Consider the following 23063-nt stretch of genomic DNA (forward strand, 5'->3'; position numbering starts at 1 on the left):
AGAAGCACGAATGTCTTCGTGTTTAATTCGTGCCTTCGTGGCATATTAAAGTTAAACACCATAACCTCCGCCCCCAGGAGTTTCAATAGTCAAAACATCCCCCGCGTTCACTTTCAGGCTACAAATTCCGGGTAATTCATTAATCGGACCATTTGAAACGAGCATATGCCGGCCGCAAGCGCCATCGCCGCCTCCGGCCAATCCATAAGGCGCATACCGCCGGTGCTGAGCCAGCAAAGTAACCTGCAACGGCGCCAGGAATTCCAGTTTCCGCAGGATGCCATCCCCGCCGCGCCAGCGTCCCGCACCACCGGAACCGCGACGGACGCCGAATTCCAGCAACCGCACCGGGTATTTCCGTTCCAGCTGCTCAGGATCGGTAATGCGCGTGTTGGTCATGTGCTGATGCACCGCCGAACGACCATGGAACCCGTTACCCGCGCCTACGCCGCCACCGATGGTTTCGTAATAGCCAAACTGTTCGTTGCCAAAAAGGAAGTTGTTCATCGTTCCCTGGCTGCAAGCCGCCAGGCCAAATGCTTTCAGCAAAGTGTCCACCAGTCGCTGGCTTACTTCAGTATTCCCGCCAACGACAGCCGGGCATTGCCACGGATCGTCGGAGAACTGAGGGTGCAGGAAACTGTTGTCCGGCAGTTTGATCTCTACATCTTGCATTAAGCCGTCATTCAAAGGAATTTCCTTGTCCACCAAAAGTCTTAAAACATACAGAATGGCACTGTACAGAATGGAAATATTGGCATTCAGATTGTTCGGATGAACGCCCGATGTGCCGGTAAAATCGAAAATTTGCTTATCATCGGTTATGCTGATTTTTACGGCTATCCGATAATTATCGTCCAAAAGCTCGGAAGCTTCAAAGACCTGCCCCTGCAACGGCTGCAATGCATTTCGAAGCTGCGAAACGGCCGTTTGTTTCAGCATTCCCATATATTTTCGCACTGTTTCCAGGCCATGGTTTTCCACCAGTTTCAGCAATTGCGCGCTGCCCTTTTTCAGTGCCGACAATGCAGCAATAATATCGGCTTCATTGGAAAGGAACGACCGGGTAGGGTACGGCCCGCTTGCAAACAGCTCTCGCAATGCCTCCCATTGAAGCTCGCCCGCCCTTACCAGATACTGCGGCACGATCACTACGCCCTCCTCGGCCAGACAAGTAGCGTCCGGAGGCATCGAACCCGGAGTTTTACCACCGACTTCGGCATGATGCGCGCGGTTGATCACGTAGCCTATGCAAGTTTCGTCCTCTGTAAATACCCCGGCGAGCAGCGTAATATCCGGCAAATGCGATCCGCCATACTGCGGATGGTTGGTAATCACCACATCGCCCGGACCAATGGCGATGGCCTCGCGCACGAGGCGCCCGCATATGCCCATGCTACCCAGGTGCACGGGAATGTGCTGCGCGTTCACGAGGAGTTCGCCGTCGGCGTCGAGTAATGCGCAGGAGAAATCGAGGCGCTCCTTGACGTTCACAGAAAACGCAGTCCGCTGCAACTGGACGCCCATTTCGTCGGCAATGGCTTTGAAGCGGTTGGTGAAAAGCTGTAATGCTACTTCCTCGCTTTGCTGACCGCCGTGCGTGGCACCCACTTCCGTTCGCCAGGCTATGGCGTCCTGGCCGTGCTGGATCACCAATTTCCAGCCTTTGGGCAAATAAGTGGTGGAAGTATTGTTGAGCAGAATGGAGGGCCCTTCCAGCTGGTCGCCGGGTTGGAGACTGTCCCATTCGTAAACGGCTGTTTCAGGTAGTTTTAGGTCAGTCAAAAACGGCTCACTATTGTTCGAAAGCTGTGCTTTCGGGCCATTTTTAATGAGCTGCAATGGATTAATGCCGGGGCCACGCTCCTGCACTTTTAGCTTAATACTCTCCAACTCCACCACCGCATTGGCAGGGTAATAACCGAATTGCGCGCGATAGGTTTCCTCAAAAACAGCCAGCGTGGTATCGCCGGAATAGGGGACTTCAACCGTGTTCTCCTGGCCCGCAAAACGGAGGTAAGCATGGCAGAATACTGTTTCAAAGGCTGCAATACCCTGATTTTGTAAAATACTTGCGGCCCGCTTTTCCAGTGCTTCCTGCCACTCGGCAATGCTTTGTGCAGCCTCGGTCCAGGGAGCGAGGATCTGTTTGGAAACAATCGTGCTGATAAGCGCCTCACCAATGCCCGCCGCGCTGAAAAGGCCGCCGTCGTAGGGCAGCAACACTGTGTTCATATTCAGCAATTCGGCCAGCTGGCATGCGTGCAAGCCTCCGGCACCGCCGAAAGTGACGAGGGCGAATGCATTCGGATTAATGCCTTTTTCCACGGAAATCTTACGGATCGCGTCAGCCATTTTTTCGTTGGCGATACTTTCCAGACCAGTGAGGATTTCCCGGTGACTGAGCAGGTTGCCGGTCTGGGATTGAATGCCCGTGCGAAGTTGTTCCAGCCTCGCAATAGCGGCTTCGGCATTAATAGGAATGCTGAATTTGGAAGTTTCCAGCTTGCCGAGCAGCAGATTGATGTCTGTTACAGTCAATGGACCGCCCGCGCCATAACAGGCCGGGCCGGGTGATGCGCCGGCGCTTTCCGGACCGACTTGCAGCGAAAAACCATCAAACCAGCAAACGGAACCGCCGCCCGCCGCCACGGTTTCAATGGCCAGGGTAGGATTATGAAATTCAATGCCGTCGATTTCGGTAATGTATTTCAATTCCGGCTGGCCGTCGATCAGCGCCGTATCGGTGCTGGTACCGCCCATGTCGAAGGTGATAGCCTTGGGAAAACCCAGTTTTTGGGCAAAATTGGCGGCTGCGACCATGCCTCCGGCCGGGCCGCTCAGGAGACTATCCTTAGCACGGAAACCGCTTACTTCGGAAAGACTGCCCGTGCTGGTCATGACTTGCAGGCTGCCGTCGGTTAACGCGGCACGGATATTGGCCAGGTATTGGTCGAGGACGGGGTCGAGGTAAGAATTTACTACCGCTGTTTGCGTCCGGCGTAAATAATGCGAAAACGGAAACAGATCGGATGATGCGGATATGTATTTTGCACCATTTTCCCGGAACCACTCGGCTAGCCGTGATTCATGTGCCGGGTTTTGGTAAGAATGTAAAAGCGAAAGAGCAACTGACTTGTAATCAGTAGGTGCTTCTTTTGATTTGAAATCAGTTAAATCCAGGGCTTCAATGACAACTCCGTGGGCGTCCAGCCGCTCATCGACTTCCAATACTTCGCTGTAAAGTAATTTCGGCTCGGGAATATTGAGTTGGAAAAGTGATGGCCGCTGCTGGTTACCGATATAGAGCAGATCTTTAAACCCCTTCGTAACAACCAGAAGTGTTTTTGCTCCTTTCCGTTCGAGCAATGCATTGGTACCTTTGGTAGTGCCCAATCGCATGGCAATGCGTGGAAGTGGTTGATCGAGCGGTGTTTGTGTGAGCAGGCGTGCTGCGAGAATGGGCGCTTCTTCACCAGTGGTTATTTCAAAATCAACAGGTCGCCCGAACGGAAGATTGTCGGCCAATTTGATGGTATGCTGCTGCCGGTCGATGTTTTCAATGCGGCTGGGCGTATCAGTACCCTGCAGTTTAAATGTATAATTTTTGAAAAGACCGCCGTCGTATGGCCACGAAGCTTCGAAACGGTAGATTTTCTGGCTGAGTTTTTCGGTAATGCGGCCGCGGAGGCAACTGGAACTGAGAACTTTGATGCGCGTTTTATTCCCGGCCGGATCAATGGCCAGACAGTCGGTAAAAGTCCCGCCGGTGTCGATCCAGATTCGCCAGGTGGATTCGGATGTGGTTTTCAAAAGAACGGTTTAAGAGCATAGATAATCAGTCCCCAATTTAGCCAATTCGAGGCATAATGCGTGGATTGGGCAGTATTAAGTGAATTTGGGTGAGTTTGGACCGCCCGGCCCCAGCGGAGCCTCCTAAACTATTCCTGACTACCAATGACAACACCTGACAACACCCCTGCAACGCCTAAATATCCCTAAACCCCTTCTGATATTCCCCCGGTGACATGCCGGTCGTCTTTTTAAACACCCGGTTGAAATTCGTCACGTGGTCGAAACCGGTCTGGTAACAGATATCGGAAAAGCTGTCGAATTTGCCGGAAAGGATGATTTTGCAGGCCTCGTTGATACGTACTTCATTCAGAAAGCTGACGAAGGTCTTGTCGGTATGCTTCTTGAAATAGCGGCAGAATGCCTGGGGCGTGAGGTTAGCAATTTCGGAGATTTCGGCGAGCGAAATGTGGCGTTTGTAGTTGGTGACCAGGTATTGGAAAATGCGGTCCATGCGGATCCCCTCGACTTCGGAGATGACTTGCTCGCTGTTGCTCGTCGCAAGCGGTTTGAGGTCGCGCGTGGTAGAGAACTGGTAAAGCAGCTTGATAAATGCTGCTACCCGCTGACTTTCCTTGTGGTGAATGATTTCCGAGATGATTTTCTGTACCGCCTCCCGCGCTTCTTCCGGAATCTGAAAGCCGTTATGCACGCCGTTTACGAATTTCCGGATATTGGCCATTTCCGGCAGGCTCAGTATATTTTGCGATAAATAATTGGGGTCAAAAAATATGGAGACGGAGTGGATCTGCCTGGGCTCGTCGGGGTTGAAGTAGGACTCATCGTTTTTGAAAATATGTGACTGGTTGGCCCCGATAATGTAAATGTCGCCCGATTCGAACCGTTGCATGTAGTTCCCCGCGACCAGTATTCCCGTACCTTCTACCACCCATTCGATCTGTACCTCGCGGTGGCGGTGCAAATGCGGATAGTAATGCGGCAGCTTTTCCTCCTGAACAACAATTGTACTTTCGCGGGAAACGGGTATGGTGAATTGTACGACTTTCATAATATTAAATATACGCAGGAAGGTTGGTTAATGCTTCATGGCGGAAGATGTTTTCGGTAGCCCCTTTGTATTTATCATAGGAGGCAATCGAGTGGAAATAACCAAAATTTCTGAACTCGTTGCAACGAATCCCGGGTGCGACAAATCTGCGCACCCGGGATAAGTAGTAAGAAAATGAATTGCCTCGTTATTTCAGCATAATCTTCTGCGGCATGCCGAAAAGCATCTCGCCGACACCCGAAGTCTTCACGCCGATGCGCGCGTATATGTACTCGCGTGAGGCAAGGTTGGCTGGAAGGCCGGCAGTCAGCGTGATCGGTTTTGACAAGTCGGTGATGTTTGCTGCTACCTCCTGCGCATTACCTACGTTGTTACCAGGGTCGACGATCATGGTAGTGCCAATGTAAAGGTTCACCCTTTCGATGGTACGGCCGGCCGTAGCCTGCTGCACATTGAAAGTTGCCGATACCTTGCCTTCGCCTTTGGAAAACACTTCGTTTTTGAGGATAAAGAAGGGATTGACTGGCACATCAATCTCTTTGGAACCACGCAATTCGACGTCGATGGAATCGGTATTGTCTGCCCACGGGCCATTGCCGCGCAGCCTTACGAGTTTGTAGTTACCGTCAAAAAGCGACGCCGAAAATGTACCGTCCTGAGCTACATGTACAGGGATTTTGGTAAAAAGCTGGTAGCCATGCTGCCAGAGTTCGAGCTGCACACCATTCGAGCGCAAGCCTACGGGTTGTCCCTCGAATACAACCCTGCCTTTCAGCACCGATTTTGGCTCGGTGCGGTTATCTTTTTCGCATCCGGAAAGGCCGGTCATCAATGCCAGCAGCAGCGCGGGAATGCCTTGTATGATTCTTGATTTCATTGCTTTTGGAATTAATGGAATGGATTGCGGACGATTTTCGGATTGTTATCGATCACTACCTGCTGGATGGCCGAGTAGTAATTACCCATCTGGAAGAACCGCGGCGCACGGAAACGCGGCGCTACAAGTTTGTCGAAAACATATTTGCCATGCGTGGCGTGGCCCGGGCGTACTACGCGGTAAGGATATAGAGCGTACATCACCGCATCCGGATTGGACGCGTTGCCGTTCCATACTTCATGTGCAATGCGCCATCTTTTCAGGTCCCAAACACGGTGGTCTTCGAATGCCAGCTCTACACGGCGCTCGTTTTGCAGCTTTTCGAGTGTAAGCGTTTTCAGGCTGTTGGCGGGGAAACCGGCACGTTCGCGGAGCGTGTTAGCGTATTTCAACGCTTCCGCATTCTGCCCCAGTTCGAATGCAGCCTCGGCGGCGTTCAAGTAAATTTCGCCCAACCGGAAGCGTACCCACCACATGTCGCTGCGGATACCACGCGTGCTCGACATCGCCGTTTGGTCCACGTATTTACGAAGGTAGAAACCGGTATTGGAAACCTCGGTTTGAGAACGTTGAGGGCCGGAAGCACCGGTAAGGAGGCCGCCGTCATCATAAGTGGAGCCCAAAACGTTGGATTCGACGGTTTTGAAAGCATTGGAAGCATTGTCCCACACTTTTACACCCGCCTGGATCTGCACTTCCGTGCCGCGAAAAGTTGTTCCGGGAAAGATCACCGTTCCGTAGAGCCGGGCATCTTTGTTGGCGAAAATGTCCTGCAACTTATCGTAATAAATGTAGTCGGTATTGCCGGCATTGCGGTTTTTCAGCTCTCCAGAAGTACCATCCAGATATTCATAGTCTTCTACGAGGTTCAGCGTAGGTGTTATGGACGACGACGACAGGTTGTCCTCCCGCACATTGCGCGCGATGTTGTCGTAGGTAAAGCCGTGGCGCTTGTCTTTGCTCACCAGAAAATCCTGCGCCCAGATTACCTCGCGGTTGGCGCTCTTTTTGGTGATGGCTTCGTAGAAGTTCACGCCTTTATCGGGGTTCGATTTGTACAATTCATAACTCCCGCTGTTGATAATTTCCTGCGATGCTGCGAGCGATTTGGCATAGTAGTCATTGGCTTTACCCGCGGAAATACCTACCTCACCACCCGGTGTGGAAATAGGTGACGCCATTTTGCCATTGTATTTGGCAATGGAGGCGGCATAGAGCATCGCGCGGCTTTTAACGGCCAATGCGGTGAACTTGTTGGCGCGGGTGTTGCTGGTACCATTGCCGAGGAGGTCCTTTACGGCATCCAGCTCGCTGGCGATGAAGTCATACACTTCTTCTTCCTTATTACGCGGCTGTTGCAGCGCGGCCGGGTTGCCGTCGAAGTTGTAGATCAACTGCTTCGTCACCAGGGGAACACCGCCCATGCGTTTCACGTGCTCGAAATACACGAATGCACGCAGGAAGCGCAATTCTGCGGAAAACTGTGCTTTTTGTGCGTCGGAAATCTTCACGGCGTACTTCTCGATGTTCTCCAATGCGAGGTTGATGTCGCGGATGAGCCCGTAATCCCATAGCCGCCAGCGGTCGAAGGCGTAGTTAATGATATTGTTGCGCGCATCGTCGTTATTGGACCACATGGCTTCGTCATAGGCGGCAAAATCCTGCCAGCCTTCGCGGTTGGTTGCATTCACATCACCATTCGAGCCGTGACTGAGGTCGGTATGGTAAGGCAGGCGATCGTAATAGTTGGCCAAGAGCCCGGTGATCATCTTCGGATCGTTCCAGACCTGTTCTTCGAGGATGATGTTCTGCGGCTTGCGTTCGAGCCAGTCGTTGCATCCGGCAAAAACGAGCATGGAGGCAGAGACAAATATTTTCAGTGATAATCTTTTCATAACCAGTTTTTAGAAAGTGAGGTTGAAACCTGCATTGAACAATCGCTGCTGCGGATACACCAATGCATTACCCGATGAAATCTCCGGATCGATCTCGTACTTCTTCACATTGTCGATCGAGAACAGGTTGGAGGCATTCACATAAATGCGCAACGCGGAAAGGCCCAGCTTTTTGGAGATTTTCTGGTCGAAAGAATAGCCAAGCTCGATGTTGCGCAGGCGGATGTAACGCACATTGGTGATCCAGAAATCGCTTTTCCGGAAGTTCACGTGGCTGGTATTGTCCTTGCGGATTGCCGGGTAGGTGCCTGGAATCCATTTGCTGTTCGGATCGAACGGATCTTCGCGGTGCCAGCGGTCTTCGAGCATGAAATGCGGCGAGGTACCGTTATTCTGGTAAGGGATCTTCAACTCCCAGTTGCGCTGGAAACTTTGCAGCGAAGCACCGGCGAAATCGAAGAACATCGAGAAGCCTTTGTATGAAACGCTTCCGTTCAATGCGAAGCTCAAATAAGGGTTAGCACCTTCCGCATAGCCGATCGGACGTTCGTCGAGGGCGTTGATCATGCCGTCGCCATTCACATCTTTGTAAATAAAGTCGCCCGGAAGCTGGCTGCGGTTGCCCTGGCCGTCATTGTCCACTTTATGGCTTTCGATCTCTTCCATTGATTGGAACTGGCCCACCACCTGGTAACCCCAGTTGATATTGCCCCAGCGGTCTACATAACTATCCCGGTACTCGTTGTAAGAGTTGCCAAAGCGCGGTTTGTAAAAATCGAGGTCGCGCCGGCGCGACAATGTCGCATTGGCACTCAAAGTGTAGTCAACCTGGCCTGCCGAGCTTTTGTAGGTCAAAACCCCTTCCAGACCGCGGTGGGTATCGGAGTTGAGGTTTTCGTTCGGCAGGGAGTAACCGACTTCGGAAGGCAGGAGCACGTCGTAACGGGCAGCGGGCAAGCCTTCGCGCTTTCTTTCGAAAATATCAAACTGGCCGGAGAGCTTTCCACCCATTAAGCCAAAATCCAGACCAATGTTGGTCGTAATGTTAGTGATCCACGAAAGTGTGGTGATCGGCAAACCTCTCGGGCGAACGCCAATGGTATAATTGCCGTCGAAAATAGCACTGCCTTGCAAGAAGTTGTAGCCAGGCAGATAACTGAATGGCGCCACCACAAAGTCGTTGTTGCTTAGACGGTCGGCACCTGTGCGGCCGTACGAGGCGCGGAGTTTCAGACTGCTGAATACATTTTCAAGCTTGCCTTTGAAGAAATTCTCCTCCGAAATACGCCAACCCGCCGAAACGCCCGGGAAGAAGCCGTATCGTTTGCCGGGCGCGTACAGAAACGATCCGTCATAGCGGCCCACGAGTTCGAGCAGGTATTTTTGTTTGAAATCATAATTAATCCTACCTACATAACCGGCCCGCGCTTCGGTGCTCCATTCGTCGATGAGCAAGTCCTGGTTGGCAAACGACATCAATGGAATGTAGTTGTTCGGCGGAACGGTGTGGACCACCAGGTAAGTATTCACATTGTCGGAACGCTCGTATGCGGCTACGGCAGAGATATCGTGGTTGCCGAATGCCTTGGCATAACTCAGCTGGAACTGTGCAAACCGGTCGACGATATTGCGTTTCCGGCGTTCGCGCCAGGGATTCTGGTTACCACCGCCTGGTACTACATTATAGGTATCGTTCTTGGCGTCGTAGGTGTAGGCATCGTAAGTATATTCGAAACCGTCGAAATCGAAGTTGGTGAATGCATAGGAATAGGTTCCTTTCGCTTTCAGTCCGAATTTGAAATCATATTCGGCGTAGAAGTTGCCCTTGATATTCCGCCAGACCTCGTCGATGTAGCCGGTCACGTCCTTTTTATAGGTAGCCGGGTTTACGTTCACGTTGTGGGTCTGGTTGATGTATTTTGGATTATCGTTCGCATAAGGACGTTCCGTAGGCCACATGGTGAAAATACTGAGGAACGGGTTGAAGTAGTCGTCCAAACCCGGAACACCCACCTGGAAGCGGTCTTCAATACGGCCGCTGATCTGTGTCCCTACCTTCAAACCTTTCGTAAGACTCGCTTCGACGTTGGCCTGGATGTTGGTCCGCTTGAAGTTGTAATCGCGGATCAATGCATCCTGGTTCAGGTGGCTGATCGACAGGAAGTAGTTCATCTTATCGCTGCCGCCCTGCACACTTGCATTGCCGAAGTACTGGGGCACATTCGGGCGCATCACCATATCGTAGTAATTAAAGCTCTGATAGCCCTTTTCGGTACCGACGCGCCATTTTTCCAGTTCCGCAGGGGTAATGGATGGCGTGCGGCCCTGGTTCACATCCGATTCCACGAGTCCGCGCATGTGCTGGTACGCATTGGCAGGCTTGGGGTACCGCGTGAAGTTTTGCAAACCATAGTAGCCCGACAGGCTGATCTTCGTTCCATCACCTGCCTTACCTCTTTTGGTAGTCACCAAAACCACCCCGTTGGCGGCCCGCAGACCGTATATCGCCGCAGAAGCGTCTTTCAGGATCGAAACACTTTCAATATCGTTCTGCCCGAGGTTATTAAAGCTGGCGGCGTCAGAAGGCACTCCGTCGATGACGAACAGGGGTGTACCCATGTTCCGGATTTGAATGGTGGTGGCGGCACCTGGGCGAGCGTCGGCCTTGCGGGCGGTGATACCCTGCACGCGGCCTACCAATGCATCGGAAGTCCCGATCGACGGTGTGCGGATCAGGTCCTTGGCCTGAATGTTGCTTACCGCGCCGGTCACCGCTGCCGAAGATTGTGTGCCGTAACCCACCACAACCACTTCCGTGAGCTCCTCGCTGCTAGGCAGCAAGGTTACCTGAATGTTCGATTGGTTGCCGATCGCGATTTCCTGCGAGGAGTAACCGATGAATGAGAATGAGAGTGTGGTGGCTGTTTCTGCCACGTTCAGGGAGAAAGTGCCGTCGGCACCCGTAATGCTTCCGGTGGTGGTGCCCTTCACGACGACGCTTACGCCGGGAAGCGGGCTGTTCTTTTCGTCGACGACCTTTCCGGTAATCGTTTTGTCGACCGGTTTCCGGTAAGTGAGGGCTGGTTCGAAGCGGAGTTTTTCCGACCAACCTTGCTGGGGCGACAGGCATCCTGCCGCCAAAAGGGCAAAAAGAGGCCTGCGAAGCCCCAGCAAGGGGTTTCGTCTGTTTTGGTTGTTCATTGTTAACCTGGGTTAGATGTGAGTAGTTGTTACAGCATTGTCTTTTTATTGACCTTTATTATTATTTATTAATAAAAATTATTGAATAAATACTATTTTAAAAATGATAAAAAAATAACCTTCCGGCGGGTTTCGGTACCCGTCGCACATTTTTGTCTTTCGAAATCAATCATCCAGATCCGCAGAGGCATTTAAAATGCCCCGCGAATCTGAACGTTGATAGTTATACGCTAAGCTTGATTGAATTTTGAAAGCATAGGCGAAGCACAGTTTAGAATTATAACCCTTTGTCCTTTACAACTTTCATGACCCCGGTCATCAGACGCCAGTGGCCAGGGAACGTACATACATACGGATAGTCTCCAACCTGATCCGGTACTACAAACTTCAAGCGGTAAGTCTGGCCGGGGTTTACGAGCGGTGTCGCGGCCAAAACCTGAGGGATATTAGGTACATAATTCTTCTCTGCGCCGTCTTTGGCGGTGATCATCTTGTCGGCAGCAGCGCCGATGATCTCGGTAGACTTGGGACGTCCTACCACAATGTTGTGCTGCATCGCATCCGGGTTTTCGAACACGATCTCAACCGTTTTACCAGCCACCGCGGTGAATTCGGTGACAGTGAACTTCATTTCTTCACGAATAGCCTTAATCGTCACGACTTGTACATTCGGGTCGGTCGCTACTTCTTCCTTAATGCCATAAGATTCCAGCAGGGTGGTGTAACGGCTGCTCAGGTCATCCGGGATCGTGCTTTTTACGCTTGCCAGCAGTTTTTTGCCTTCGTCGTTAGCTGTCTCCTGACGTTTAGGATTCCATGCTCCGAGAATGCCTTTCACGATCGCATTGCGGCCTTGTGGGTCGAGTGATTGGGAAGTCTGAATGAGTTTCAATACATCGTCACCGCTTGCATAGGAAGTGTAGCCGCGTACGGTACGTTCGAGGGCGAAGTCGGAGAGGCGGTCGAGACGACGCACTTCGAACGACTTGCTCATCGTGTTGTTTTTGTTCTCATCTTTTTCAGGAACCACATTATCCACATCCACGGTCGCGGTTACATTCACTTTACCTGCTTCATCAGATGAGAAACCGAATGCAGTTTTCCACGGACCGTTGTTACCTTCTACGAGCTTCACCGTTTCGCCCGGCGCGATGCCGTTGGTGAGTTGGCGGCTGATGTAATTGGTGTTCAGAGAACGGCTGCGGATACCCACATTCACCGTCGGCACCTGCTCCTTGGTCACAGGTATTGACCCGATGTTGGTAATTTCGATCACCACGCGGGCATATTCACGTACGTAAGGCGTTTTCGGCTCGATCGTAATGTTGGTTACCGCAAGGTCAGCGGAGCCCTGTACCGTCACTTTGCTTGCGCCGTGGCCTTCGTGGTTCATTGCCGAGTGGTCTGCGTGGCTGGCAGCGGCTGTTTGTTGGGTAGCACCCGCTGAACCAGCTTTCGCAACACGTTGAGCAATGTATTTTGTGCGCAATGCTCCGTCATGCGAGTTCAGGATAGCGGCAAATGCATCCGGCATCCAGCGGTCTTCTGCATTGGAATAGGTATCCAGCAATGTAAGCACAGCCGTTTCGATTTGCGGAGTCAACGGAATTTCAGAGAATGCCAGGAGCGTGTTCAAGACTACCAACGGCTCTTTGTCATGCAATGCATCGGCAGTGAGCAACACTTCGCCGGTCGCGGCGGTGCGTGGAAGTACTTTTACAGCCGTTTTGCGTACATCGTTGGATGGGTGTTTCAATGCTTCCACCACCACCGGCAGTACTTGCGGGTCGGAGATCGCATTCAGGCCTTCCAATGTCCACAATGCGTGGATAGCAGCGGTATTCAAGCCGATTTCGTCAACCGATTTGTCTTTAACGAGTTCAATTAGTTTTGCAACCACATCCTTGTTGCCGCGTTCCACCAAAAGGCGTTGCGCGTGCTGGCGCCAGAACATGTTGTTGTTTTTCAAAGTCGCTACCAATTCTTCCGGACGCGATTTGCTTAATGCAATCGGCGTGTACTTCGGTGCATTCTTCCAGCCGATGCGGTAGAGGCGACCATGGGTGAAATCGCGCAGCGGCGTTTCGTAGGCGTTACCTTTTCCGTTTTCGGAGCCCTTAGGAGTTGGGTTGTGCTGGATGATGTAGCTGTACCAGTCGGCTACCCATACGGCGCCATCCGGGCCAACTTCTGCAAATACGGGAGCGACCCATTCGTCGGCACCCGCGAGGAGGTTGAAGCCGAGTTGATCCTCATAATCCGTACCTTTTTTCACCATCACATTCTGATGCAGAATGTGGCCGGTAGGCTCGGACACGAATGCGACTTTGTTCCAATATTGCTTCGGATAAGCGCGGGCGGTGTAGAAGTTATGGCCTGCTGCGGCAGTAAATCCGCCGAAAACGTCAACCTGGCGTACTTTCTGGGTGATCGGCTGCATATCCTTGTGCGTATCGGTGCTGCGGCTGCCGTTATCGACTTTGCTTGCTCCGAAATAGCGGTTAGGAATGGCGCTGTACCAGCCGTGCGAGTTATTGGCCGTTGAGCCGAACAGATCGCCGGCCTCATTGAAGCCCAATCCCCACGTGTTGTTCGAGGTTTTAGCCACGATTTCCATATCCGAGCCATCCGGTTTGAAGCGGAACAATGCCTGGCCGAAATCGAGCTGTTCGCTGTTGCCTACTTTGCCTTTGAAGCCCGAGTAACCTACTGAGCCATAAACCCAGTTATCGAAGCCGTAATGCAGGTTGGAAGGTCCCGCGTGCGTATCGCCTGTGCCAAAGCCGGAGAAGAGGATTTTCTTCACGTCAGCCTTGTCATCTCCGTTAGTATCCTGCAAAAAGAGCATGTGCGGAGCTTGTGAAACTACCAGACCGCCATTTGCGAAAGTCATACCGGTAGGAATGCTCAAATCATCGGCAAACTTGGTGAATTTATCAGCCTTGCCATCGTTGTTGGTGTCCTCACAGATCAGGATGTAGTCGCTGCCGCCGGTATCCTTGCGTTCGTTGGGATAATCCTTGGTGATCAGGACGTACAATCTGCCGCGTTCATCCCAGGTCATCGCGATGGGGTGCATGACGTCGGGTTCGTGTGCGAAGACGCTCAATGTAAAGTCAACCGGGATTTGGATGTGCTTCACCGACTCTTCCGGTGAAAGCGGCAGTTGCTGCATTTGCGGACCGGGGCGCTGCTCATAGTTGGGCAGCTTTGCCTCGCGGTATTCGAATGGCTTAGGCGCCAATGCGGCCAATGCTTTGCGCGCATCGTCGTTCACGGCCCACAGAATGCCTTTTTCAATCAGGTCTGCAAAGCCTTGTGTGCCCCAGGTACGCTCGTCGTGGCCATATGCGGTGTAGAAAATACGGCCTTTACCATGTGTTCTCACCCAGGTATAAGGTTCTTTCTGCTGTCCGGGACGGTCTTTCTCCTGGTCTTTCTGGATCAGGCGCTCGGTGAGTACGACGTTGTCGGGTTGCAGCAACGTGTGCAGGTACGTTTCATCCACCGTTTTGAATGGCTTCACGCCTGCGATGGCGGGATGGTCAGGCTTGGTCCATACCGGCTGGATCGTATCCCAGGTATGGCGCCAGAACTGACCGCCGATCAGTTTCACAACTTCCGGGTTGTTGCGGAAGCAATAAGAAGCGCAGTGAACAGGAATAAAACCTTTTCCGCTGGCCACATAGTCGAGCAGCGACTTAGCCTGTTGCGGCGCGATCGAGTCCCAGTTGGCGTACAGCATCAATGCGTCGTACTTGTTTAGCGTCTCGGGGTTCAGGTCGTTGAGGTTATCCGTGTAGGTAAAGTTGATGCCTTTGGGACCCAATGCAGCCATGATCTGCGGAACGCGTTCTGCGGGCTTGTGATGGCCTTTGTCGCCCAGAAACAGGATTTCCAAACGGCGAGCCTTCGCTTCACTTTTGGAAGTTTTAACCGACGCGTTCTGGGAGTTTTGCTGAGAGGCACATCCCAGCAGGACAATACCTAAGATAAAGGATAACGCTTTGGTTTTCATTAGATTAATTGTTTCTTGTTGTATTTAGGAACTAATTAAAATCTGTCAACTCCATTTATAAATTTCCTGGAAATCAAACAGATATTCATTTTTGTATTCAACTTCAAAGTCTCGCAACATTTGAAGGTATTCTTCGCGGAACGTCGTTTTTCTATGATGCTCCTCCTGGTTGGCAATGTAACGGATCACATTGTCGATGCTGCTACGGCTGTACGAAAATGCTCCGTAACCTTTTTGCCAGCTGAACATCGGGATATTGTGATGCTCTTTAATCCACTTGTTCGAGGATGTTTTAATATCTTCAACCAATGTCGGTAACGGTGTTGATGGATTGTAACCAATCAGCATATGTATGTGATCGGGCATTCCATTAATCGCCAAAGGTTTCGATTTATGGTTGAGGATGATTCCTCCGACATAGGCATACAGATCATTTTTCCATTCTTTGCTGACCAGACTTTCGCGGCCTTTGACAGAAAAAACAATTTGTATGTATAGCTGTGTATAGGTATTTGCCATTTTTTGATAATGTGTGTTGTTGTGATAATTTACCGCGTGTCTCTACAAATCTTGCGGTGCGCTGCACCTTGGCATTTGTATTGTTTTACCGCGTGTTTTTACAAATCTTGCGGTGCTCTGCACCTTGGTATTTGTGTTGTTTTACCGCGTGTTTTTACAAATCTTGCGGTGCGCTGCACCTTGGCATTTGCGTTGATTTACCGCGTGTCTCTACAAATCTTGCGGTGCGCTGCACCTCGGCATCTGAGTTGGTTTACCGCATGTTTCTACAAATCTTGCGGTGCTCTGCACCTTAGCATTTGTCTTGGTTTACCGTGTGTTTCTACAAATCTTGCGGTGCTCTGCACCTTGGTATTTGCGTTGTTTTTCCGCGTGTTTTTACAAATCTTGCGGTGCACCTACGTTAATCTTCTATTCTCTATGCATGGTGCAGAGCACCAAAATACTTGTAGAAAATCCAGGCGTCACCCCATTTTTCAAGGTGCAGAGCACCGAAAGATTTGTAGCACAGAAAAATTTGTTGACGTTGTGGCGGTTATGATTTGGTTGTTTGGGAATGGATCATAAACATTTCTAATGCCGTTTTATTGATTCCATTTTATCCTACCAAACCTTTTCACCTACACATTCTTAAAATCCGGCAACTTGATGATCGCGCCGCCTTGCAATGCCGATTCGTGCGCCAGGATACCTACGCTCGTCCAGTTGGCCGACTGCCATGCATTCGGGAACGGGTCGCGGTCTTCGATCAATGCGCTGATGAACTCGTGCGCCAGGTGCGGGTGTGAACCACCGTGGCCACCGCCTTGTACGAACGACAAGTGTGCGTTATCATCCAGGTTGTAAACACCGTGACCGGTGAAATGACGGATTTCCTCCGGCAGATAATGTGCGTAGTCAGGGGTAGGCACTCGCTCGGGGATTTCATGCTCAGGCTTCTTTGCGGTGTGGATTACGGGATCTTCACCTTCGATCAGCGGCCATTCGAATGATTTTTTGCTGCCGTAAACCTCGAAGCTCTCGCGGTACTGACGCGCCACGTCGAACAATGAGCGGTATACATAAGCCGACAAGTCGCTGTCTTTGAATTTAATATGCGCCGATTCCACCGCGAATGGCGAGTTGTGGATTTTGATCAGGTCTTCGGAGATCGTTCCTGAACCGAAGCATGAAACGTATTCCGCTTCCAGTTTCAGCAAGCCTGCTACCGGGCCCACACAGTGCGTCGCGTAGTGCATCGGAGGCAATCCTGGCCAGTAATCGGGCCAGCCTTCCATATCCTGCTGGTGGCTCGCTTTGAGGAACTGAACTTTGCCCAGCTCGCCTTTTTCGTACAATTCTTTAACAAACAGGAATTCGCGGGCGTATACCACGGTTTCCATCATCATATATTTCTTGCCCGTTTCGCGGGTCGCTTTCACGATCTCGATGCAATCCTCCACGCTCGTAGCCATCGGTACGGTACATGCCACGTGCTTGCCTGCGCGAAGTGCTTTCAATGTCTGCTCTGCGTGGTTGGGGATAGGGGAGTTGATGTGGACTGCGTCGATGTTAGGGTCTTTCAGTAGCTCGTCATAGTCGGTATAGCGGACTTCAATGCCATACTGGTCGCCGATTTCATTCAGTTTCGATTCGGTACGCTGGCAAATCGCGTACATATTGGCATTGGGATGTTGCTGGTAAATGGGAATAAACTCGGCTCCAAAGCCTAATCCGATAATGGCAACATTAATTTTCTTAGACATATTGATTAACAGGTTAATGATTCAGTAGATCAGCGGTTTAACAGAAATATGCATTGTTTCTGCTCAGACCGCCCGCCGGATGGACCGGTGTTTCAAGATGAGTTGGTGTGGACAGTAATCGACAATACAATTTTAAAGCAAAATAGTGCTAAAAACTTTTCAAGTTTTGATTAGTACTGTGCGTATTTTGATCTATTTTTAAGTTAATATCAGTTTTAATGCAAAAAATAGATAGAAAAAGCGCTCGAAAAGGTCGATTTTGCGATAATTGAGCCGTTTTCTTTACCAAAATTCCCTTTTTATGATCCGACCCGCCCGTCCCGAAGATGCTGATTCCGTAGCGCCGTTGCTGATTCTCGGCATGGGGCATATTGCAGGTATTTTCGCACGCTCGGATAACCACGCCGATGCGATCCCCTTCTTTCGTGATTTTTTTCTGCATCCGGCCAATCAATACAGCTATACCAACACGCTGGTTTTCGAAACGGAGGCAGGCGTTATCGGCTCCATCAATGGTTACGACGGCGCCTTGCTGCATGTGTTGCGACAACCTGTGCTGGATAAGCTCCACGAAGCGGACCCAACCTTCGATCCGGACGACGAAACCGGTCCGGGAGAATTCTACTTCGATTGCATCAATGTACACCAGGGGCATCAGGGAAAGGGCATTGGAAGTCAGCTGATCCGCGCCTTATGCGTACATGCAGGGGCGCTCGGGCATGCTCGTGCAGGACTGATTGTGGATAGAGTGAATCCCGCTGCCAGGAAACTGTACGAAAGGCTGGGTTTTGAAGCCATCGGCGAGAAAGACTTTATGGGGCACCGGTACTTCCATATGGTGCGCGATCTTTGAAATGTTGCCGCGTCACGCTGTTTTTATGCCCGAAGAAGCCCTTGGATAAGCTTTGATTAAACGGCTCTTGTTTATTATCAAACGGTTAGGTTGAGGTTTCGAAATTTGTAGATGGGCGTCTGCAAATTTTGTCTAAATTGCTTTTTTATTGTATCGAGCATCCCATATAAACCTACCTCATGTTCTTAAGAAGAGACTTCATCAAAGCGGGTGCATTGGCGGTCGCCGGCATGGCTGTTCCGAAATGGTCGTTCGCAAAAAGTGCTGATTTTCCTGTGGTCCGGATTCCGGTCGATAAACGCAATTTCACAAGTCCGGCCGTGGAAGCGACCATTGCCCGGATGAAAAAGGTAATCAAAGATCCCGAACTGGCGTGGCTTTTTGAAAACTGCTTCCCGAATACAATCGATACCACCGTACATTATAATCCGGTAGACGGCAAACCCGATACCTTCGTGATTACCGGCGATATCGATGCCATGTGGCTGCGCGACAGTACGGCGCAGGTTTGGCCATATTTGCCCTTGCTGAGAGATGATCCGAAGCTGAAAGACATGGTGGCAGGGCTTGTTAACCGCCAGACCAAGTGCATTCTCATTGATCCTTACGCCAACGCATTTTACGACCGGCCGAAAGAGAGCGAGTGGACCAAGGATCAGACGGACATGAAGCCTATGCTCCACGAGCGTAAATGGGAACTCGATTCGCTTTGCTATACCATTCGTTTGGCCTATAACTACTGGAAAACCACCGGTGACACAAAACCCTTCGATGCCGATTGGTTGAAGGCAATGGAACTGGTGCTCAAAACTTGCAAGGAGCAACAGCGCAAAGACGGTCCCGGGCCTTACAGGTTCGGTCGGGTAACCTCCTGGTCGACGGATACTGTGCCTGGCAACGGCTATGGTAATCCGATTAAGCCGGTGGGGCTGATTGCCAGCACCTTCCGCCCGTCGGACGATGCGACGATTTTCTCGTTCTTCATTCCTTCTAACTTCTTCGCGGTCGTTTCGTTCCGCGAGGTAGCAGAGCTGTTGGAAAAAGCATCAGCCACGAAAAACGCGAAACTGGCGGCTGATTTCAGGGCGCTGGCGAGTGAAGTAGAAGCTGCGCTGAAAAAGCACGCCGTCATTGAGCATACGGAATTTGGGAAAATCTACGCATTCGAAGCCGATGGTTTTGGAAACCATGTGATGATGGATGATGCCGGTATTCCGGGGCTTATTAGTTTGCCTTACCTGAATGCTGTTTCGGTGAAAGACCCGATTTATATCAATACGCGTAAATATGTGCTGAGCGATTCCAATCCGTATTTCTTCAAAGGAAAGGCGGGAGAAGGGTTGGGCAGTCCGCATACGCTGGTGAACCAGGTCTGGCCGATGGGGATTATCGCACGCGCCATCACCTCAACCAGCGACAAAGAGATTGAAGCGCAGCTGAAACTGCTTAAAACAACCCATAACCACACCGGTTTCATGCACGAGTCATTCGATAAAGATGATGATTCGAAATTCACGCGTAATTGGTTTGCATGGGTGAACACGCTGTTCGGCGAACTGATCCTGAAACTCGAAAAAGAGCGCCCGCACTTGCTGGCGAAAGTATATTAGGCATTTGCACGATGCCATTCTCCGATGCCTCCCGGACTACAAACCGGGAGGCATTTTGTAGTACCGGACTACGGGGTTTCTGCTAAACCGGACGCAATCCTGAGCCGGCTGGCGGGCTACATTTGGTTCAAAAACAATGTCACATGCAAACCGCCACCATCCGCAATGACTGGACGCTCGACGAAATCGAAGCCATTTACAACCGCCCTTTACTGCAACTGATCTATGATGGTGCGACTGTTCACCGCCAATGGCACGATCCGGAGCGCATTCAGGTGTGCACGTTGTTGTCCATCAAAACCGGCGGTTGTCCCGAAGACTGCGCCTATTGCGGACAAGCCGCACGGTACCAGACAGGCATTAATGTAAAAGCATTGATGAAAAAGGATGATGTGGTAGCCATCGCCCGTCGTGCCCGTGAGAGTGGTTCGAGCCGTTTTTGTATGGCCGCGGCCTGGCGGGAAGTGAAGGACAACCGCGATTTCGACCGTGTACTCGAAATGGTGACCGAAGTAGCCGGGCTGGGACTTGAAGTATGCTGTACGCTCGGCATGCTGACTGAAACCCAGGCCGAAAAGCTCAAAGCCGCCGGCCTTTACGCTTATAACCACAACCTGGACTCTTCCTCTGAATACTACGACCAAATCATCACCACGCGTACTTACGACGACCGCCTGAACACTGTCGACCATGTGCGCAATGCAGGTATATCCGTGTGCTGCGGAGGTATCATCGGCCTTGGTGAAACCCGAGAGAACCGCATTCAAATGCTCCACACTTTAGCCACGATGCCCGAGCACCCGGAGTCCGTACCCGTGAATGCGCTCGCCCGCGTACAGGGAACACCGTTGGGCGATATGAAAAAGGTCGATACCTGGGAAATGGTACGCATGATCGCCACCGCCCGCATCCTGATGCCCAAAGCGATGGTTCGACTCAGCGCCGGACGTATCGAGATGAGTGAATATGAGCAGGCATTCTGCTTTATGGCTGGTGCCAATTCTATTTTTACGAATGAGAATGGGGAGTTACTGGTCACGCCGAATCCGGGAATTGGGCAGGATCGGGAGATGATGGAGGTCTTGGGGTTAAAAGCTTTGGTTAAAGAGGAGGTGAATGCTTAATTACATCATTACTGGTTGGGGGGTCGAGTGTGTCCATAGTTCTCTTAATAATAGGTTGATGGAAGATTACGTTAATTTCGAACTCTTGTGTGGGGTAATCCCACATGTGAGGGGTAAATTTTTTATTTCAACTTAAAAGAGATGATAGTCTTTTCGTGAACGTCGCCAAAATCGGCCAGGATCTCCTTCATGCGCTTCTGCGAGATGCCCTTCTTAAAAGTATAATCACGCCATGCATTGCGGTATCTGCCTTCTTTGGTTTCTGCGGGGATCGCGGGGTAGATGTTTTTAAGCCACCACTCGAACGCTTCCTCCACAGAGCTGAAAGTTTGCATGAAGCGAAGTAAATGATTTGTGGGAAAAGTCCACCAATTATATCCTGTTATTATTTTGTAACGGTTAAGCGTAATTAAGAACGAGATCCCCGGGAATGTCGAGTTTAGTTTTAATTACTTCCAACAATGCAGGATCCGGCTTGTGATCCTCCCAAATGATCATTTCCAGCTCCTTTTGCGAGATGCCCAGTGTCAGAGCAAGGTCTTTTCCTTCACGCTTCATGTCATACATCCGGCGTTCAAGAAATTCCTCGAATGTAGAAGGCTCGGGAATGGGGTAAGCGTTCTTCTCATATTCCATTAAGGCCTCAGCCATTGCTCGGATGTGTAGCTTCTCATCAGCAGTAACGTTAGCTTCACCTTTCTTCATCAAAGCTCCCGCCTGCTCGATCAGTGCGGCATGTTCATCGTCGTTGGTGACCGTGTAGGTTGGTTTCAAGTCTTTCATAGTAATCGAATATTAATCTTATCGTACTGTTGGTGCGTCCCGATAAATCTGATGTAGACGGTGCGGATGTCGAAATGGATTCGGCTTATGAGTCGATATTTGTTGCCCCGGATGTTAAAAATATACAGATCATTGCCTACCGAATCCACAGAATTAAACTTTTGTTTTAGGTCGTGGAATGTGGAAAAGCTTTCCTTTTCTGTTGTTTTAAACCAGTCAATTAGTGCCTCTTTCGAATCAGGGTGTTTATAAAAGAAATTGCGGAGCGTTGAATAACTAAATATAACCATAATGTTTGATGAAGTGCTAATAAAAATCCCTGATAAAACTAAGTGAGTCTCAGCTTTATCAGGGATCTCTTTATCAAGTCTCCTATTTGACTTATTAGACGGAAGGGCAGTTAACTAACGGCAGCCTTCGCATGGCCGGCGGTATGCGGCGCGGCATTTTTTCTCACCACTTTCTTCTTCTTAAACTTCCTCCCAACCCAAATCACCATCCCCGTAACCGGCAAAGTAGCGGTAATCAAAGCAACAATCAGTGCCGGCACCTTCGTAGGCCATCCCCAAATGCTCCCGGTGTGAATCGGAAATACGAGCCGCCGTACTTTCATACCCGTAGTTTCATCATCATAAAGGCGCTTACCGAGCAAATGGCCGTCGTTTTGATCGAAATACAAGAAATCGACGACGTTGCTGACCGAGGCGGTTTCATTGACTTTGGAAACGGTAATGGAAAGACTGTCCGATTCGGGCAATGTGAACTGAATGCGGCCCGGATGGGGGAGGAGGCGATTGGTTTCGGAGATTATTTTGGCTAATGTGCCCATTGACGTTGTATTCCTAATGCCAACATTCGCGGGCGCCTCGCGTTTTTGCTGCGGTTTGCCGTCGAAGGTGAGGTAGATCATATTGTTGACCCATTGATAACTCCAAACGAGGCCGGTTAATGCGATCAGGAAGGTGAACGGCAATACATAGAAGCCAAAAACAGCATGCAAATCCCAGTTGAGGCGCTTGAATTTGGCATTCCATTTGATGGTAAAGCGTTGTTTAGCTTGCTTGCGGTTGGGCCACCAGAGAGCAAGGCCGGTGATCATGATCACGATGAACATAATGGTAGCGACACCGGTAATGGCTTTGCCAGTGTTTTCCAGGCACAGGTAGCGGTGCAATTGGAGCACAATATGGAAGAAGGATTCATTTTCGCGGCGTGTGTCGGTGATTTCAGCGGTGTAGGGGCTTACAGCTACTGAAAAGACATCCTTTTCTTTCTTGCCTTTCACCAAACCAAATATGACCGTTCGGCTTGGGTGGGGCTCGATCACAATGCGGGCAATGCGCTGCTTGGGGTAGGCGCTCGCGACGGCGGAACGTAACTTATCCAACGGAAGCGTTGATTGATCCTTCGACGCTTCTACGACGTGGAACTTCGGGTAAATGACTGGTTCCAGCTCCTCCTCGAAAACCAGGATGCTTCCCGTTAGCGCCACTATAAAAACCACAAGGCCGGAGGAAACCCCCAGCCATAAATGCAGTTGCGACGCAATTCTCTTGAATGTCTTTTTCACAGATTTA

15 protein-coding genes are annotated in these 23063 nt (G+C 50.8%); 3 read left to right on the top strand and 12 right to left on the bottom strand.

Annotation, left to right across the window (positions count from 1 at the left end):
* Positions 1–51: 51 nt before the first annotated feature.
* From ACQ4MZ_RS08190 to ACQ4MZ_RS08225, 8 genes are all read right to left on the bottom strand, one after another.
* Positions 52–3813: a hydantoinase B/oxoprolinase family protein gene (locus ACQ4MZ_RS08190; RefSeq protein ID WP_430844203.1), complete on the bottom strand. Its 3762-nt coding sequence runs from the start codon at positions 3811–3813 to the stop codon at positions 52–54.
* A 175-nt stretch (positions 3814–3988) separates the two neighbouring features.
* Entirely contained in the window at positions 3989–4861 is an 873-nt protein-coding gene (locus tag ACQ4MZ_RS08195) for an AraC family transcriptional regulator (protein WP_430844204.1), read from the bottom strand.
* Between the two features lie 187 nt (positions 4862–5048).
* Positions 5049–5738, bottom strand: coding sequence for a DUF3823 domain-containing protein (locus tag ACQ4MZ_RS08200; protein ID WP_430844205.1), 690 nt, complete (start codon positions 5736–5738; stop codon positions 5049–5051).
* Between the two features lie 11 nt (positions 5739–5749).
* A complete protein-coding gene (locus ACQ4MZ_RS08205; RefSeq protein ID WP_430844206.1) occupies positions 5750–7633 on the bottom strand; it encodes a RagB/SusD family nutrient uptake outer membrane protein in 1884 nt (627 codons plus the stop codon).
* Between the two features lie 9 nt (positions 7634–7642).
* Positions 7643–10834: a SusC/RagA family TonB-linked outer membrane protein gene (locus ACQ4MZ_RS08210; protein ID WP_430844208.1), complete on the bottom strand. Its 3192-nt coding sequence runs from the start codon at positions 10832–10834 to the stop codon at positions 7643–7645.
* A 277-nt stretch (positions 10835–11111) separates the two neighbouring features.
* Entirely contained in the window at positions 11112–14852 is a 3741-nt protein-coding gene (locus ACQ4MZ_RS08215; RefSeq protein ID WP_430844210.1) for a PVC-type heme-binding CxxCH protein, read from the bottom strand.
* A gap of 45 nt (positions 14853–14897) precedes the next feature.
* Positions 14898–15371, bottom strand: a complete 474-nt coding sequence (tnpA, locus tag ACQ4MZ_RS08220; protein WP_430844212.1) for an IS200/IS605 family transposase — start codon at positions 15369–15371, stop codon at positions 14898–14900.
* A gap of 620 nt (positions 15372–15991) precedes the next feature.
* The gene (locus ACQ4MZ_RS08225; protein WP_430844213.1) at positions 15992–17116 is read right to left on the bottom strand and encodes a Gfo/Idh/MocA family protein; all 1125 of its coding nucleotides are present in this window, start codon (positions 17114–17116) and stop codon (positions 15992–15994) included.
* Positions 17117–17417: 301 nt separating this feature from the next.
* Here ACQ4MZ_RS08225 and ACQ4MZ_RS08230 point away from each other — a divergent pair, with 301 nt between their 5' ends.
* The 3 genes from ACQ4MZ_RS08230 to bioB all read left to right on the top strand — a co-directional run bounded on the left by ACQ4MZ_RS08230 (position 17418) and on the right by bioB (position 20703).
* Positions 17418–17969, top strand: a complete 552-nt coding sequence (locus ACQ4MZ_RS08230; protein ID WP_430844214.1) for a GNAT family N-acetyltransferase — start codon at positions 17418–17420, stop codon at positions 17967–17969.
* A 179-nt stretch (positions 17970–18148) separates the two neighbouring features.
* Positions 18149–19579, top strand: a complete 1431-nt coding sequence (locus tag ACQ4MZ_RS08235) for a glycoside hydrolase family 125 protein (protein WP_430844216.1) — start codon at positions 18149–18151, stop codon at positions 19577–19579.
* 143 nt (positions 19580–19722) lie between these two features.
* Positions 19723–20703, top strand: a complete 981-nt coding sequence (bioB, locus tag ACQ4MZ_RS08240; RefSeq protein ID WP_430844217.1) for a biotin synthase BioB — start codon at positions 19723–19725, stop codon at positions 20701–20703.
* Positions 20704–20825: 122 nt separating this feature from the next.
* Here the strand turns inward: bioB and ACQ4MZ_RS08245 are convergent, their stop codons facing one another.
* From ACQ4MZ_RS08245 to ACQ4MZ_RS08260, 4 genes are all read right to left on the bottom strand, one after another.
* Positions 20826–21038, bottom strand: a complete 213-nt coding sequence (locus tag ACQ4MZ_RS08245) for a hypothetical protein (protein WP_430844219.1) — start codon at positions 21036–21038, stop codon at positions 20826–20828.
* Positions 21039–21102: 64 nt separating this feature from the next.
* Positions 21103–21486: a transcriptional regulator gene (locus ACQ4MZ_RS08250; RefSeq protein ID WP_430844220.1), complete on the bottom strand. Its 384-nt coding sequence runs from the start codon at positions 21484–21486 to the stop codon at positions 21103–21105.
* On the bottom strand, positions 21483–21776 hold the full coding sequence (locus tag ACQ4MZ_RS08255) for a type II toxin-antitoxin system HigB family toxin (protein WP_430844221.1): 294 nt from the start codon (positions 21774–21776) through the stop codon (positions 21483–21485). The genes ACQ4MZ_RS08250 and ACQ4MZ_RS08255 overlap by 4 nt, the downstream gene beginning before the upstream one ends.
* A gap of 110 nt (positions 21777–21886) precedes the next feature.
* Positions 21887–23056, bottom strand: a complete 1170-nt coding sequence (locus ACQ4MZ_RS08260) for a PepSY-associated TM helix domain-containing protein (RefSeq protein WP_430844223.1) — start codon at positions 23054–23056, stop codon at positions 21887–21889.
* Positions 23057–23063 lie beyond the last annotated feature (7 nt).

The organism is Dyadobacter sp. BHUBP1, from assembly GCF_050587785.1.
GTDB lineage: Bacteria > Bacteroidota > Bacteroidia > Cytophagales > Spirosomataceae > Dyadobacter.

What these genes read in the sequence shown, in the direction of transcription:
- ACQ4MZ_RS08245 (WP_430844219.1), bottom strand. Translation starts at nt 21,038, where the DNA reads ATGCAAACTTTCAGCTCTGTGGAGGAAGCGTTCGAGTGGTGGCTTAAA.
- ACQ4MZ_RS08225 (WP_430844213.1), bottom strand. Translation starts at nt 17,116, where the DNA reads ATGTCTAAGAAAATTAATGTTGCCATTATCGGATTAGGCTTTGGAGCC.
- ACQ4MZ_RS08200 (WP_430844205.1), bottom strand. Translation starts at nt 5,738, where the DNA reads ATGAAATCAAGAATCATACAAGGCATTCCCGCGCTGCTGCTGGCATTG.
- ACQ4MZ_RS08250 (WP_430844220.1), bottom strand. Translation starts at nt 21,486, where the DNA reads ATGAAAGACTTGAAACCAACCTACACGGTCACCAACGACGATGAACAT.
- ACQ4MZ_RS08230 (WP_430844214.1), top strand. Translation starts at nt 17,418, where the DNA reads ATGATCCGACCCGCCCGTCCCGAAGATGCTGATTCCGTAGCGCCGTTG.
- ACQ4MZ_RS08235 (WP_430844216.1), top strand. Translation starts at nt 18,149, where the DNA reads ATGTTCTTAAGAAGAGACTTCATCAAAGCGGGTGCATTGGCGGTCGCC.
- ACQ4MZ_RS08215 (WP_430844210.1), bottom strand. Translation starts at nt 14,852, where the DNA reads ATGAAAACCAAAGCGTTATCCTTTATCTTAGGTATTGTCCTGCTGGGA.
- ACQ4MZ_RS08255 (WP_430844221.1), bottom strand. Translation starts at nt 21,776, where the DNA reads ATGGTTATATTTAGTTATTCAACGCTCCGCAATTTCTTTTATAAACAC.
- ACQ4MZ_RS08210 (WP_430844208.1), bottom strand. Translation starts at nt 10,834, where the DNA reads ATGAACAACCAAAACAGACGAAACCCCTTGCTGGGGCTTCGCAGGCCT.
- ACQ4MZ_RS08195 (WP_430844204.1), bottom strand. Translation starts at nt 4,861, where the DNA reads ATGAAAGTCGTACAATTCACCATACCCGTTTCCCGCGAAAGTACAATT.
- tnpA (WP_430844212.1), bottom strand. Translation starts at nt 15,371, where the DNA reads ATGGCAAATACCTATACACAGCTATACATACAAATTGTTTTTTCTGTC.
- bioB (WP_430844217.1), top strand. Translation starts at nt 19,723, where the DNA reads ATGCAAACCGCCACCATCCGCAATGACTGGACGCTCGACGAAATCGAA.
- ACQ4MZ_RS08205 (WP_430844206.1), bottom strand. Translation starts at nt 7,633, where the DNA reads ATGAAAAGATTATCACTGAAAATATTTGTCTCTGCCTCCATGCTCGTT.